Below are 15,266 nucleotides of genomic sequence, written 5' to 3' on the forward strand. Positions count from 1 at the left end.
ATCATAAATTTCAAAAAAGAGAAAGGTATATAACTCTATTTCTAAGACCCCTTTACAATATAAAATCCCTTAAGAAAGGTTATTACACTAACTCATTTTAAGGCTTTTCATTTATCCAGTTATGTTATGATAGAAGGTATATTATGAGTAAGGAGCTATATAACATGCTACAAGCTGCATTTATTTTTTTCTTAGCAGGTCTCGCTGAAATTGGCGGAGGCTATTTAATTTGGCAATGGTTACGAGAGGAAGCGTCCCCTTGGTATGGACTAATTGGTGGAATCGCTCTTGTCTTATACGGAGTAATTGCCACATGGCAAACGTTCCCGACATTTAGTCGTGTCTATGCGGCATATGGTGGTGTCTTCATCGTGATGAGCTTATTTTGGGGCATGATTGTCGATAAGAAAATGCCCGATATGTATGACTGGGTAGGCGGCGCTATTTGTTTAGTCGGCGTTACCGTTATGCTTCGGTCAAGGGGATAAACTTGTATCCCCTTACCATAATTTCACTCCTAATTTTGTCATCGCTACTTCTGTTTCATTCTCTTCTAATTTATGAATGACCACTTCCAGCTTACCGCGATAAGCTGTTTCAATATAACCAAGTGCAATTTCCGATCCCGATTTACTTGTATGTGCAATCCATACTTTGTCTCTCATTTTCACATTTGAATCGCTAGGGTCAACCGTTTCTTCTACTTCTTCTCCTACGTTCACTGTTGGCAACGTTCGGAATGTCACCCCTGGACTTAGTTGTATCTCTAGACGATCAATTGGTTTATCTGTCTTGTTCACAATCATTATTTGAATACTAGCATTTTGATAGACATACACTCCGTAAGCAACGCCACTTACAAGAAGTAGTGTAGCAATAATACCAATTATCCAATATTTCTTTTTCATAAGCTGACCCCATCCTTACTTTTTTGGCTTATTCACTATCATAACAATGACGAATGCTAAAATAAGCGAAGCACCAATTGTTGGCCAGGATAAAAGAACATCTCCATGTAAAACATCCAACATAACTAACAATCCCTTACTTAACATGATAAGCAAATAAATAAGAGCAAAGAGCGTAACAAATCCTCTTTTGAACACACTTGGAATCGCAAGCCATTTTGTCATGATAGACTTCGACCATTTATCCATGTTGAATCCCTCCCTTGTCATCTTCTAGACATATTCTAGAAAGAAACTTCCAATCCTTCCCACATCTTTTTGTAACATATATAATAAAAGGGAATGATCTAATTTCTATGTAAAAGGAGAGATTTCATGTGGATGGCGATTAGTATACTAAGTATTATTTTCCTCTTATCTAGTTTATTCATCTTTTTCATCTCAAAAGATGATTTCAAAGACGGAAAGAACCTTGTTCCAATCATTGCAGCGAACCTCATCTTAAGTTCGTTCCTTACATCAACCGTTGCTGCAATGGGCCTCATTGCGTTTCTCCTCTTCAAAGGGGTATCGTATGTATTTCAGCACGTTCTTATTTTTGAAAGTAATATGACCATTTTCGCTGTTGGGCTAATCATTTGCATCATGTATCTCGCTTTAGAGATTACTGTACATACTTTCTTATCCGCCGCTTCCACATACATCTTCAGAAATAAATCCTATGCTCTTATATTTTATTGTGTTAGTCGTATCGCGATCGATTCTGTCCTTCTTTACTATGTACTCATCGCCATTCCTGGTGTTGAACTTCGCAATCCTTATATTGCCATCTTTCTCGCAACACTCTTATTTATTCCGGATTTATTCGTTTCTTCCAAGAAACAAAAAGCATACGAAGAAAATGCCTAATCGCTCTCGATTAGGCATTTTCTTCATTATACATGTAGTTGTCTTATTGCTTTATATCCAATATCGCGTCGATAAAATAACCCGTCGGACGTAATACGCTGAATTTGCTCATATACATTTGCTTGTGCTTCAGCTAAATCTGTTCCTTTGCACGCGATAAATAACACACGACCGCCATTTGTCACAAATGTATCGCCTTCTATCTTCGTACCAGCATGAAATACAAGTGTTGTCTCATCTAACTTTTCTAATCCGTGAATCGCATGACCTTTCGATGCACTTTCAGGATAACCAGTAGATGCTAGAACGACACCAACAAGTGCTTCATCCGACCATTCTAACGTCACGTCTTTTCCATTTAATACATTCATCACAACTTCGGCTAGATCACTCTTTAATAACGGCAACAATACTTCTGTTTCCGGATCACCAAAGCGAGCGTTAAACTCAATTACTTTTGGACCATTTTTCGTTAAAATAAGCCCAGCATATAAAATACCTGTAAAAGAGCGTTCTTCTTGTAGCATTGCCTTTGCTGTTGGGAGAAGAATCGTTTCTGTCGCTTCACGTAACACGTCCGCACTAATTTGTGGCACTGGTGAATATGCACCCATTCCACCAGTATTTGGTCCTTCGTCATTGTCATATGCACGCTTATGATCTTGTGAAATAATCATTGGGTACACATTCTCACCATTTACAAACGCCATGAATGAAAACTCTTCGCCCTCTAAATATTCTTCGATTACTACTTGAGCACTCGCCTCGCCAAACTTTGCATCTTGCATCATTTCTTTCAAACTAGCAAGTGCCTCTTCCACTGTCATTGTGACAACGACCCCTTTACCAGCTGCAAGACCATCTGCCTTAATAACAATTGGGGCACCAATTGTTTCGATATAACGCTTCGCCTCTTCATAGTGTGTAAATGTTTCATATGCCGCTGTTGGAATTTCGTATTTCTTCATTAAATCTTTCGTAAACGCTTTGCTTCCTTCAATGATGGCAGCATTTTTGCGAGGACCGAAAATACGTAAGCCCACCTCTTCAAATGCGTCAACAATTCCGTTCACAAGTGGTACTTCTGGACCGACAAATGTTAGATCAATATGATTTTCTTTCGCAAACGTTATTAAACTCGGAAAATCATTTTCATCGATTGGAACGATTGTGCTTACATCGCGCATTCCATCACTACCAGGTGCGACAAATACTTCATTCACAATCGGTGACTGAGCAAACTTCCATGCTAATGCATGCTCACGTCCACCGCGTCCGATTACTAATACTTTCATTCTCAGTCCTCCTCTTAATGTTTAAAGTGACGAATTCCTGTGAATACCATCGCGATGCCATATTCATTCGCCTTTGCGATTGACTCTTCATCACGAATGCTTCCACCTGGTTGAATAATAGCTGTTACGCCTGCTTTTGCAGCTGCTTCAACTGTATCGCTCATTGGGAAAAATGCATCGGATGCAAGAGCCGCGCCCTCTGCCTTCTCACCTGCTTGTGTAATCGCGATATTCGCTGCACCGACACGATTCATCTGTCCTGCCCCTACTCCAATTGTCATATTATCTTTTGCGAGTACAATTGCATTTGACTTCACATGTTTTACTACTTTAAACGCAAGCTTTAAGTCTTCCCACTCTTGTTCAGATGGCTCACGTGTTGTTGGAATAGAAACAATCGCATCTTCAAGCGTTAACATATCTTCATCTTGGACTAACAATCCACCGTGGATAGAAGTAATACGTTGCTCTACATTCATTCCTTTCTCCATCTCTACTGTTAATAGACGAATATTTTTCTTTTCGCGTAAAATATGTAACGCTTCTTCTGAGAATGATGGTGCAATAATAATTTCTAAGAAAATTTCATGCATTTTTTCTGCTGTTACTTTATCAATTTCACCGTTTGCAGCAACAATCCCACCGAAAATGGATGTCGGGTCTGCATTGTACGCTTTCTCATACGCTTCCAAGATTGTCGCTCCAGCACCAACACCACACGGATTCATATGTTTTACCGCAACAACTGCCGGCTCGTTAAATTCGTTTACGATGCTGAGTGCTGCGTCTGCATCGTTAATGTTGTTATACGATAATTCCTTACCGTGTAATTGCTTGGCAAAAGCAACGGATGATGTTTTCGCTAATGGCTGTTTGTAGAACGTCGCTTTTTGGTGCGGATTCTCTCCGTAACGTAAATCTTGTTTCTTCTCAAATGTTACTGTATACGACTCTGGACTTTCTTCTCCAACCGCATCTGTTAAAAATTGTGAGATTAACGAATCGTATGCCGCTGTATGACGGAATACTTTCGCTGCGAGACGACGCTTCGTTTCTAATGACACGTCCTTTTTCTCACTAAGCTCATGAAGAATAGGATCATAATCAGCTGGATCCACAACAACTGTCACGAACTCATGATTTTTCGCTGCCGAGCGAATCATCGTTGGACCACCGATGTCAATGTTTTCAATCGCATCATCCCACGTTACATCCGCTTTTGAAATGGTCTCTTTAAATGGATATAAGTTCACGATAACAAAATCAATCGGCTGAATATGTAAGTCTTCGATTTGTTTCATATGACTTTCATTCGTACGAACAGCTAATAGGCCACCGTGAATGCTCGGATGTAACGTCTTCACGCGACCGTCCATAATTTCAGGGAACCCCGTTACGTCTGAAATCCCAATTACGTCTAAACCATTGTCCTGCAATAACTTCTTCGTACCACCTGTTGAAATAACTTCAATACCTTGCTCAATAAGACCTTGTACGAATGGAACAATCCCTGCTTTATTAGATACACTAACTAATGCTCGTTTCTTCATCATACTTCCTGCCTCTCTTTTTGAAAGATGTGTTGTAACGTATGGATATATAACGCATGCTCTACCGCATGAACCTTCTTCTCTAAGCTTTGTAATGTATCATATTCGTCTATTTCAACTGCCGTTTGAGCAATAATTGGGCCCGTATCCATTCCTTCATCGACGTAATGAATGGATACACCTGTAATTTTCACACCAGCATGAAGCGCCTGCCAAATCGCATCTTTCCCTGGAAAGCTTGGTAAAAGAGAAGGATGAATGTTTGTCATGCGACCGCCATATGCGTGTAACAACGTATCTCCAATTAAGCGCATATACCCGGCAAGCACAATGAAATCGATGTCGTGTTTCTGTAATTCTTCTAAAATAGCTAACTCGAAGTGTTGCTTTGACGCATATTCCTTTGGGTTAAAAGCAAACGTTGGAATTCCACTTTGTAAGGCGCGTTGCACAACATATGCATCTGGCTTATCACATACGAGTAAGCATACGTCTGCTTCTAGTTCTCCCAGGCGCGTTGCGTCGACAATTGCTTGAAAGTTCGAGCCACTTCCTGATGCGAAGATTGCTACTCTTTTCATACGAATATAACTCCTTCACCAGCTTTTACCGTACCAATAACAGATGCTTTTTCTCCACTTTCTTCTAATACGTGAAGTATGTTCTGTACATCTTCTTGTCGTACCGCTACAACCATCCCAATTCCCATATTGAAAATATTGTACATATCTTCTTCTGGCACGTTACCTACTTCTCGTAAGAAATCAAAGATTGGTAGCACAGACCACGTTCCCTTCTTAATCTCTGCTCCTAATCCTTCTGGCAACATACGCGGAATGTTCTCGATAAATCCACCACCTGTAATGTGTGCCATTCCTTTTACCCTAACTTGCTTTAATACTTCTAACATCGGTTTTATGTAAATGCGAGTTGGTTCAAGTAACTCTTCTCCAAGTGGGCGTGTTAACGGCGCATATGTTTCATGAAGCGAGAGCCCAGCGTCTTGTAGTAACACTTTTCGTACGAGTGAATAACCATTACTATGGATGCCACTTGATGCTAGACCTATTAAGACGTCACCTTCTTGAATCGCTTGGCCCGTGATGATTTTCTTTTTCTCAACAACGCCTACTGTAAATCCTGCTAAGTCATATTCACTCTCGTCATACATACCAGGCATTTCTGCTGTTTCACCGCCAATTAATGCGCAGCCAGCTTGCGCACAACCATCTGCAATCCCTTTGACGATACTTTCAATTTTCTCTGGTGCTGCTTTTCCACACGCGATGTAATCTAAGAAAAAGAGTGGTTCTGCCCCTTGTACGACAATATCATTCACACACATTGCGACTGCATCAATGCCAATCGTATCGTGCTTATCCATCATAAATGCAAGCATGAGTTTCGTCCCAACGCCGTCCGTTCCAGATACCAATACAGGCTCTTTCACACCTGTAGCCGACAAATCAAACATACCACCAAATCCACCAAGTCCACTTAACACTTCTTTTCGCATCGTCTTTTGCACGTGCTTCTTCATTCGTGATACAGCTTCATATCCTGCTTCGATATCAACACCAGCTTGCTTATACGCGTTTGCCACTATGTCCACCTCTTCTTTTATTATCGAAAAAAGTCAGAGTTGTTTCATCAGCTATGCGATGAAACAACTCTATTTCCAACTATTCTACAAAAATCTATCTCACCGTCGTCAAAAACTCTTTCTCGTAATCGTACAGTGCCGTCGGATAATCTCCGTTGAAATAGGCCATACATAGTCCTCCGTATTTCCCTTCATACGGGCGACCAATTGCTTCTACTAATCCTTCTTCACTTAAAAACGTTAATGAATCCGCGCCAATAATTTGACGGATTTCCTCTATTGAATGCTTAGATGCAATTAATTCTTTTCGTGTCTGAATATCGATGCCATAGAAGCATGGATACTTCAGCGGTGGCGATGCAATGCGTACGTGTACTTCTGCAGCTCCTGCCTCTCGAAGTAAACGAACGATTCGGCGGCTCGTTGTACCACGCACAATCGAATCATCAATCATTACGACACGTTTCCCCTCCACTACTTTGCGAACCGCTGATAACTTCATCTTTACACCTTGCTCACGAAGTTCTTGCGATGGCTGAATGAACGTACGACCAACGTAACGATTTTTAATTAAACCAAGTTCATATGGAATACCTGTCGCTTCTGCATAGCCAATCGCTGCTGAAATACTAGAATCTGGCACTCCTGTAACAACGTCTGCTTCAATTGGTGCTTCTTCCGCTAATAATTTCCCCATGTTTTTACGCGCTGTATGAACGTTGATACCTGCAATATTAGAATCTGGGCGCGCGAAGTAAATGTACTCCATACTACAAATTGCATGCTCGATATCCGTTGTAAAAGTATCAACGTGAATGCCGTCATCATTAATAATAACGAGTTCGCCTGGCTCCACGTCACGAATATATGTCGCACCAACAACGTCAAAGGCACACGTCTCAGAAGCAACAACGTACGCATCACCCATTTTTCCAATTGATAGTGGACGGAACCCATTTGGATCTAACGCTGCAATCATTTCATTATCTGTTAATAGCACATAAGCAAATGCACCTTTTACTTTGTTCAAAGCAAATTTCACACTATCCAAAAACGATTCTTGTGGATAACGTTTAATTAAATGCATTAATACTTCTGTATCTGAACTTGTTTGAAAGATACTTCCTTCTTCCTCTAACTCACGGCGTAACATCTGTGCGTTAATTAAATTCCCATTATGTGCTAATGCCATGCTGTGATCGTAGAAGTTAAACAAAAGTGGTTGTACGTTGGCCATTTCTCCACCGCCAGCCGTTGCATAACGAACGTGACCAATTGCTGCCGTTCCTTCTAATTCTTGTAGTTGACCTTGACCAAACGCTTCTGTTACGAGGCCTAAGCCTCGATGGCCTTTCAATGTGTTGCCGTCTTTCACCACAATTCCAGCACCTTCTTGCCCACGGTGTTGCAAACTATGCAAGCCATAGTACGTAATTTGCGCTGCGTCTTTATGTCCCCATATCCCAAATACACCACACTCTTCCTGTAGCCCTTTTATTTCAGTAAGCATGGGATAGCTCCTTTCCAAGCTGTTCTCATTTCCTCTACTGAAAGGTTTACAAGTGTTTCGCCTTGTTCATTGTAAATAACCATCTTATTCATTTCTGTTACTTCACCGATTTGTGTTGCTTCTACAATATTCTCAAACGCTTCTTTATTCTCACGTTTTACTGATACGACAAAGCGTGATTGTGTTTCACTAAATAACGCCGATACTTCTTCGCCAGCAAGTGTTACGGACGTACCTAAGTTTGCACCGAATGTCGATTCTGCTAGTGCAATTGCTACGCCACCTTCTGACACGTCATGCGCCGACTGCACAAGCCCTGCACGAATTGCCTTTAATAGTTGACGTTGACGAACGAATTCCTTCTCTAAATCAATGGACGGAGCTTTACCGAAAATGTCACCGTTGTTTAACACCTTTTGTAGCTCACTACCGCCAAACTCTGCGTACGTTTCACCAATCACATATATAATGTCCCCTGCTTGTTTAAATGATTGTGTCGTAATATGCGCTAAGTCGTCAATTAAACCAACCATCCCTACTGTTGGCGTTGGATACACAGCCTCTCCGCTACGCTCGTTATAAAGCGATACGTTCCCGCCAATAACTGGTGTACTTAACGTACGGCACGCTTCTGCCATTCCTTCTACCGATTTCTCAATTTGCCAGAAGATTTCTGGTTTCTCAGGGTTTCCGTAGTTTAAACAGTCTGTAATTGCTAATGGCTCTGCACCAGAACATACGATGTTACGTGCTGCTTCTGCCACGGCGATTTTCCCGCCTACTTCTGGATCTAAATAAATGTAACGGCTATTACAATCTGTCGTCATCGCAAGTGCTTTCTCTGTCCCACGAATACGGACAACTGCTGCATCTGATCCTGGTGTTACGACTGTATTTGTACGTACTTGATAATCGTATTGGTTATATACCCACTCTTTACTTGCAATTGTTGGCTGTTGAAGTAGCTTCATTACCGTTTCGCCGTAATTCTCGATGTGTGGCGTTTCCACTACCATCGCTTGGAATTCTTGATAGTACGCTGCTTCTTTTGATGGCTTGTTATATACTGGCGCTTCTTCCGCTAATGCATCCGCTGGCACTTCTGCCACCATTGTGCCTTTATGGAAGAGACGTAACATTTTGTCGTCCGTTACTTTACCAATTGAGACTGCTTCTAAATCGTATTTGTGGAATAAATCAACGATTTCTTGTTCACGACCTTTTGTCACAACGATTAACATACGTTCTTGTGATTCTGAAAGCATCATTTCGTATGCTGTCATACTTGTTTCACGTTGTGGTACGTCATCTAAGTACATCTCGATTCCCATACCTGCTTTACTTGCCATTTCTGCTGATGATGACGTTAATCCCGCTGCTCCCATATCTTGAATCCCAACTAACGCATCACTCTTAATTAACTCAAGGCATGCTTCAAGTAATAACTTCTCCATGAACGGATCGCCTACTTGTACGGCTGGACGCTTATCTTCTGAAGCTTCCGATAATTCTTCCGATGCGAATGTTGCACCGTGAATACCGTCACGTCCTGTTTTGGCACCAACATACATCACTGTGTTACCAACGCCGTGCGCTTGCCCTTTTTTAATATCTTCATGGTTAATTAACCCTACACACATCGCATTCACGAGAGGGTTTCCTTCATAGCACTTATCGAACGCGATTTCTCCGCCGACTGTTGGAATACCGATACAATTTCCGTATCCCGCTATACCTGCAACTACTTCTTCAAACAAATACTTTACTCGTGGCGTTTGTAATTCTCCGAAGCGAAGGGAATTTAGTAACGCGATTGGACGTGCTCCCATTGAAAAGACGTCACGGATAATACCGCCTACACCTGTCGCAGCACCTTGGTAAGGCTCAATTGCAGATGGATGGTTATGACTTTCAATTTTGAACACAACCGCTTGGTTATCACCGATATCAACGATACCAGCACCTTCGCCTGGCCCTTGCAGTACCCGTTCTCCTTTCGTAGGAAACTTACGTAATACTGGCTTTGAATTTTTGTAACTACAATGTTCTGACCACATAACCGAGAACAAACCTAGTTCTGTATAGTTTGGCAGACGACCAAGGATGCCTTTGATCATCCCAAATTCTTCGTCTGATACACCCATTTCTGCGTACACTTTGTTCTCTTCAATTTGAGTTGGATTTGGTTCAAGAAGTAACGACATGCGATTCCCTCCATGCTTTTAAGATCGATTTGAATACATTTAGTCCATCATTTCCACCTAATAAACTATCAACTGCACGCTCTGGATGAGGCATCATTCCTAATACGTTGCCACGTTCGTTCGTCACACCTGCAATATCTGCTACCGAACCGTTCGGGTTATTGACATAACGGAATGCAATTTGCTTATTTTCTTCTAATCTAGCTAACGTCTCTTCGTCACAATAGTAGTTTCCTTCACCGTGTGCAATTGGAATACGAATAACCTCACCTTGTTCATATAAAGATGTAAACATCGTATTGTTATTCGCTACCATTAACTCTTCTGTCTTACACATAAATTTAAGGTTGTTATTACGAATAAGCGCTCCTGGTAAAAGACCCGCTTCCGTCAAAATTTGAAATCCGTTACATACACCAAGTACTGGCTTTCCTTCGTCAGCAGCCTTCTTCACCGCTTGCATCACATTCGCAAAACGTGAAATAGCACCGCAGCGCAAGTAATCGCCGTATGAGAATCCACCAGGTAACAAAATCGCATCATACGCATCTAAGCTAGATGCATCGTGCCACACGTACTCTACTTCTTCTCCTAGTTCATCTTGAATCGCATGAAACATATCTACATCACAGTTAGAGCCCGGAAATACGATGACTGCAAACTTCACGGTGCAACGACCTCCTCAACTTCATAACGGTAATCTTCCATCACAACGTTCGTTAACAACTTCTCGCACATTTCTTTCACTGCAAGATCAATATTTTCTACTGATTTATCAATTGTTACTTCTAAATACTTCCCGATACGTACATCTTCTACTGCCTCAAAACCTAGACTATGTAATGAACCTTTTACTGCTGTTCCTTGTGGATCTAGAATACTTTCGCGTAACGTTACAAACACCTTTACTTTGTACATGATAATCCCCCTAAACGTTTTAAAATTTCGTTGTATCCGTCTGTTACATTCCCTAAATCTCGTCTAAACACGTCTTTATCTAATTTTTGATTCGTTTCTGCGTCCCATAAGCGACACGTATCTGGTGAAATTTCGTCTGCTAGTATAATCTCGCCATCGCTTGTTTTGCCAAACTCTACTTTGAAATCTACTAAACGAACATTACACTGTGCAAAATGCTCTTTCAATACGTTGTTAATGCATAAACCAAGTGTACGAAGAGTCTGTAATTCTTCTAGTGTTGCGAGCTTCAAGACACGAATATGATCTTCTGTTACAAGTGGATCACCTAGCGTATCGTCTTTGTAATAAAATTCGACGATTGCCTTTTCTAACTCTGTTCCTTCGTCCATGCCAAGTCGTTTCGACAAGCTACCAGCTACACTATTACGAATAACTACTTCTATCGGAATAATGTCTACTTTCTTTACTAATTGCTCTGTTGCCGATAATTTTTCAATGAAATGATTCTTTACACCTGCGTCTGTTAACTTCTGAAATAGCAAACTCGTAATCTCGTTATTTAATTCACCTTTACCTGTAATCTCCGCTTTCTTCTCTCCGTTAAAAGCCGTTGCACTGTCTTTGTATGATACCCAGACGATATTTTCTACGTCTGTCGTATAAATCTTCTTTGCTTTTCCTTCATAAAGTAACGCTTTTTTCTCCATTTACAATTACCCCCAATACAGAATATTGCGAAATACTTTGCTAGAAAAAAGGCACAGAAGTATATTGTTTCTGTGCCTATGTCATTCGTCTTACAGTCCAACTCGGTCAAAGATTGTATCTACACCACTTAAATGATATGCAGGATCGAAGCATTCTTCAATTTCTGCCTCTGTTAATACAGCTGTAATACGTTCTTCTGCTTTTACTAACTCTTTGAAGTGTACTTGTGTCTCCCATGCTTCCATCGCTTTCGGTTGAACGATATCATACGCTTCTTCACGTGCCATACCTTTATCGATTAATGTTAACATCACACGTTGTGAGAAAATTAATCCATATGTACGATCCATGTTACGCTTCATGTTCTCTGGGAATACCGTTAAATTCTTCACGATGTTACCGAAACGATTTAACATGTAATTTAATAAAATTGTTGCATCTGGTAAGATGATACGCTCTGCTGAAGAGTGAGAAATATCACGCTCATGCCATAGTGGTACGTTCTCATACGCTGTTACCATATGTCCACGAATCACACGTGCCAAACCAGTCATATTCTCTGAACCGATTGGGTTACGCTTATGTGGCATTGCTGACGATCCTTTTTGTCCTTTTGCAAAGAACTCTTCTACTTCACGTGTTTCACTCTTTTGTAATCCACGAATTTCTACTGCCATTTTTTCAATTGATGTTGCGATAAGTGCTAACGTGCTAATGTAATGCGCATGGCGGTCACGTTGCAACGTTTGTGTTGATACTGGTGCAGCTGCTAAACCTAACTTATTGCATACGAACTCTTCGATGAATGGTGGAATGTTCGCAAACGTCCCAACTGCACCTGACATTTTACCAACACGAACTGTGTCAGCCGCTTGCTTGAAGCGTTCAACGTTACGACGCATTTCGTCATACCATAACGCTAATTTCAGGCCGAATGTTGTCGGTTCTGCGTGAACACCGTGCGTTCTTCCCATCATCACTGTGTATTTATGTTCTTTCGCTTTGTTCCCAAGGATTTCAACGAAGTTCTCTAAGTCTTTTAATAAAATCTCATTTGCTTGCGCTAATAAGTATGATAATGCTGTATCTACTACGTCAGTTGATGTTAAACCGTAGTGTACCCACTTACGCTCTTCGCCAAGTGTTTCTGATACAGCACGTGTGAATGCTACAACATCATGACGAGTTTCTTGCTCAATTTCGTAAATGCGGTTAATATCAAATGATGCATGTTCACGCAACTTTTGTACGTCTTCTTTTGGAATATCACCAAGCTCTGCCCATGCTTCACATGCTAGAATTTCTACTTCTAACCACGCTTTAAATTTGTTTTCTTCTGTCCAAATACTACCCATTTCTGGTCGTGTATAACGTTCAATCATGATTGTACCTCCATTAATTCTCTTTCTTTTGACCATATATTCCATGCATTAATCATCTGCAATGCCTCTTCAAGGTTATCATGAAGTACATTTAGATGTCCCATCTTTCGTTGATATTTTGCTTCTTTCTTACCGTATAAGTGAAGCTTCACACCCGGAAAATAAGGAATATGACGTAACGCTGCATCTAAATGCTCCCCTAATATGTTTACCATTACGACTTTTTTTAACAATGTTGTTTCGCCTAATGGCCATCCACATATCGCTCGTATATGTTGTTCAAACTGGCATGTCATACAGGCATCCATCGTGTAATGACCGGAGTTGTGTGGCCTCGGTGCTAATTCGTTTATATATAAATCACCGTAATCGGTCACAAACATTTCAACTGCTAATGTCCCAACTACTTCAAGTTTATTTGCTATTTGCATCGCATAGTCGATTGCTTTCTTCTCTGTTGATCGTGATATTCTTGCTGGAACAATGCTTTGATGCAAAATATTATTCACATGTATATTCTCCGCTACAGGGAACGCTTCGCTTTCTCCTGTTACACTACGGACAACAATCACCGATAATTCTTTGGCGAATGTAATCCACTTCTCGACGATACATTCCGTCGCTTCCACAAGTTGCAGTGCCTCTTGTATATCACGTTGCTTTCGAATCACTACTTGCCCTTTCCCATCATATCCGCCTGTCGTTGTCTTTACGACACAAGGCATTTGGAAATCTTGGATAGCTTTCTTTAAGTCTTTCGCATTCGTCACTCGACGAAACGGTGCAACGTTAATACCCATCTCGGCAATCGTACTTTTTTCGAGAAAACGATTTTGCGTCGTTTGCAACACACTACTACCTTGTGGCAAATTCGCATGTTCTTCTAGCCATGTGAGAGCCTCGTAATTAATATTTTCAAATTCATATGTAATGACATCACTTACTGCGTGTAATTTCTTAATGGCTTGCATATCATCATATGCACCGACAATCTCAATATCTGCCACTTGTGCACACGGTGAATTTGGCGTTGGGTCTAATACCGCAATGCGGTATCCCATTTCTTTCGCTGAAAGTGCCATCATTCGCCCTAATTGACCGCCACCAATAATCCCAATCGTGCTTCCAGGTAAAATACGTGGCATCATACAAGCTCACTGCTTTCTAACACCATAGCTTTGGTTTCTTCTCTTCTTTTCTCTAATCGCTCTTGTATGTACGGTGTATGTGTACCAAGTATTTGTGCTGCTAATAAACCGGCATTTGTAGCACCAGCTTTCCCAATCGCAACAGTCGCAACTGGAACACCACCTGGCATTTGAACGATCGACAACAACGAATCTAAGCCGTTAAGCGCCTGTGATTGAACAGGAACTCCGATAACCGGAAGTACTGTTTTTGCTGCAACCATTCCTGGTAGATGTGCAGCTCCTCCAGCTCCTGCGATAATCACGCGTAAGCCTCGCTCTTTCGCTGTTTCTGCATAACGAAACATATGATCAGGTGTACGATGTGCAGATACAACTTGCTTCTCGTACGGGATTTCTAGTTCTTCTAAGATGTCACATGCATGTTTCATTGTTTCCCAATCTGACGTACTTCCCATAATAATACCAACTAATGGACTCTGCATCTTGTTCCTCCATCTATATAAGTGATGAAAAACTTTTAACTAGAAAAAACGAAAAAGCCAAATGAATCATTTCCACAACAAAAGGGAAATACATTCATTTGGCTATGGAATGCATAGCAAAATAAACTCTCTCCCTCATAGTCCAGCAATTTACGGTTACTGGGTAGAAACTTATGGGCCATATCCCCAAGATTATACGAGGTTCTTTATGAATCTACTAACATAGTACCAAGTTATTCAGTATAATGTCAATTAATATCGAATGATTTTTTATATAATTTTCAAAACGTTCGGATTTAAGGTGTGTTTTTCTTACTTCCCTCTAAAATACGTTGGTGTTTTGGACATATCTCTCCTACTCCCCTTTACCATTTAAACAAATTCTACGTAGAAAATGCAATGAAAAGGCCTTATATTATGTATCTTCTTCAAAGTGATACATGATATTGAAGGAATCTAATTAATTGCAAGGAATACTAAAGTAATTAATAAACGCTATATAAGCAACTAAAACTCCTTGCGAACGATAAATATGCACCGACAACTAATAAGATTCCTAACGAGAACAATAATATAAAAAAAGAACTAACATAATGTTAGTTCTTTTTACGTTGCCTGGCGACGTCCTACTCTCACAGGGGGA

16 protein-coding genes and 1 riboswitch are annotated in these 15,266 nt (G+C 40.7%); of the genes, 2 read left to right on the forward strand and 14 right to left on the reverse strand.

Going from position 1 to position 15,266, the window contains the following annotated elements; all coding sequences use genetic code 11:
* Positions 1-164: 164 nt before the first annotated feature.
* Complete coding sequence (locus IEV41_RS15885; protein WP_188389509.1) at positions 165-488, forward strand: YnfA family protein; 324 nt, start codon at positions 165-167, stop codon at positions 486-488.
* Positions 489-500: 12 nt separating this feature from the next.
* Here IEV41_RS15885 and IEV41_RS15890 read toward each other — a convergent pair whose 3' ends face one another.
* Positions 501-908: a hypothetical protein gene (locus IEV41_RS15890; protein WP_188389480.1), complete on the reverse strand. Its 408-nt coding sequence runs from the start codon at positions 906-908 to the stop codon at positions 501-503.
* A gap of 15 nt (positions 909-923) precedes the next feature.
* Positions 924-1,157, reverse strand: a complete 234-nt coding sequence (locus IEV41_RS15895; RefSeq protein WP_188389481.1) for a hypothetical protein — start codon at positions 1,155-1,157, stop codon at positions 924-926.
* A 126-nt stretch (positions 1,158-1,283) separates the two neighbouring features.
* Between IEV41_RS15895 and IEV41_RS15900 the strand changes: the two genes are divergently transcribed.
* On the forward strand, positions 1,284-1,817 hold the full coding sequence (locus tag IEV41_RS15900) for a hypothetical protein (RefSeq protein ID WP_188389482.1): 534 nt from the start codon (positions 1,284-1,286) through the stop codon (positions 1,815-1,817).
* Between the two features lie 26 nt (positions 1,818-1,843).
* On the opposite strand, the gene purD is transcribed toward IEV41_RS15900, so the two are convergent.
* From purD to purE, 12 genes are all read right to left on the reverse strand, one after another.
* Complete coding sequence (gene purD, locus IEV41_RS15905) at positions 1,844-3,112, reverse strand: phosphoribosylamine--glycine ligase (protein WP_188389483.1); 1,269 nt, start codon at positions 3,110-3,112, stop codon at positions 1,844-1,846.
* Positions 3,113-3,126: 14 nt separating this feature from the next.
* The gene (gene purH, locus IEV41_RS15910; RefSeq protein ID WP_188389510.1) at positions 3,127-4,662 is read right to left on the reverse strand and encodes a bifunctional phosphoribosylaminoimidazolecarboxamide formyltransferase/IMP cyclohydrolase; all 1,536 of its coding nucleotides are present in this window, start codon (positions 4,660-4,662) and stop codon (positions 3,127-3,129) included.
* Positions 4,662-5,243 (reverse strand): phosphoribosylglycinamide formyltransferase, encoded by a 582-nt coding sequence (gene purN, locus IEV41_RS15915; protein ID WP_188389484.1) that lies wholly within the window; start codon positions 5,241-5,243, stop codon positions 4,662-4,664. The genes purH and purN overlap by 1 nt, the downstream gene beginning before the upstream one ends.
* Positions 5,240-6,265, reverse strand: coding sequence for a phosphoribosylformylglycinamidine cyclo-ligase (purM, locus tag IEV41_RS15920; protein WP_188389485.1), 1,026 nt, complete (start codon positions 6,263-6,265; stop codon positions 5,240-5,242). Before purM ends, purN begins: the two co-directional genes overlap by 4 nt.
* Positions 6,266-6,359: 94 nt before the next feature.
* Positions 6,360-7,775, reverse strand: coding sequence for an amidophosphoribosyltransferase (gene purF, locus IEV41_RS15925; protein WP_188389486.1), 1,416 nt, complete (start codon positions 7,773-7,775; stop codon positions 6,360-6,362).
* A complete protein-coding gene (gene purL / locus IEV41_RS15930; RefSeq protein WP_188389487.1) occupies positions 7,760-9,979 on the reverse strand; it encodes a phosphoribosylformylglycinamidine synthase subunit PurL in 2,220 nt (739 codons plus the stop codon). Before purL ends, purF begins: the two co-directional genes overlap by 16 nt.
* The gene (gene purQ / locus IEV41_RS15935; protein WP_188389488.1) at positions 9,963-10,646 is read right to left on the reverse strand and encodes a phosphoribosylformylglycinamidine synthase subunit PurQ; all 684 of its coding nucleotides are present in this window, start codon (positions 10,644-10,646) and stop codon (positions 9,963-9,965) included. Before purQ ends, purL begins: the two co-directional genes overlap by 17 nt.
* Complete coding sequence (purS, locus tag IEV41_RS15940) at positions 10,643-10,897, reverse strand: phosphoribosylformylglycinamidine synthase subunit PurS (RefSeq protein ID WP_188389489.1); 255 nt, start codon at positions 10,895-10,897, stop codon at positions 10,643-10,645. The genes purQ and purS overlap by 4 nt, the downstream gene beginning before the upstream one ends.
* Positions 10,885-11,607 carry a phosphoribosylaminoimidazolesuccinocarboxamide synthase gene (purC, locus tag IEV41_RS15945; protein ID WP_188389490.1) on the reverse strand — a complete coding sequence of 241 codons (723 nt, stop codon included), beginning with the start codon at positions 11,605-11,607 and terminating at the stop codon, positions 10,885-10,887. The genes purS and purC overlap by 13 nt, the downstream gene beginning before the upstream one ends.
* A gap of 90 nt (positions 11,608-11,697) precedes the next feature.
* Complete coding sequence (purB, locus tag IEV41_RS15950; protein WP_188389491.1) at positions 11,698-12,990, reverse strand: adenylosuccinate lyase; 1,293 nt, start codon at positions 12,988-12,990, stop codon at positions 11,698-11,700.
* Positions 12,987-14,135: a 5-(carboxyamino)imidazole ribonucleotide synthase gene (purK, locus tag IEV41_RS15955; RefSeq protein ID WP_373284259.1), complete on the reverse strand. Its 1,149-nt coding sequence runs from the start codon at positions 14,133-14,135 to the stop codon at positions 12,987-12,989. The genes purB and purK overlap by 4 nt, the downstream gene beginning before the upstream one ends.
* A complete protein-coding gene (gene purE, locus IEV41_RS15960) occupies positions 14,135-14,623 on the reverse strand; it encodes a 5-(carboxyamino)imidazole ribonucleotide mutase (RefSeq protein ID WP_188389493.1) in 489 nt (162 codons plus the stop codon). Before purE ends, purK begins: the two co-directional genes overlap by 1 nt.
* A gap of 118 nt (positions 14,624-14,741) precedes the next feature.
* A riboswitch (purine riboswitch) is annotated at positions 14,742-14,843 on the reverse strand.
* Between the last annotated feature and the right edge of the window lie 423 nt (positions 14,844-15,266).

It is taken from the genome of Priestia taiwanensis (genome assembly GCF_014638355.1).
In the GTDB taxonomy this organism is placed as follows: domain Bacteria; phylum Bacillota; class Bacilli; order Bacillales; family Bacillaceae_G; genus Priestia_D; species Priestia_D taiwanensis.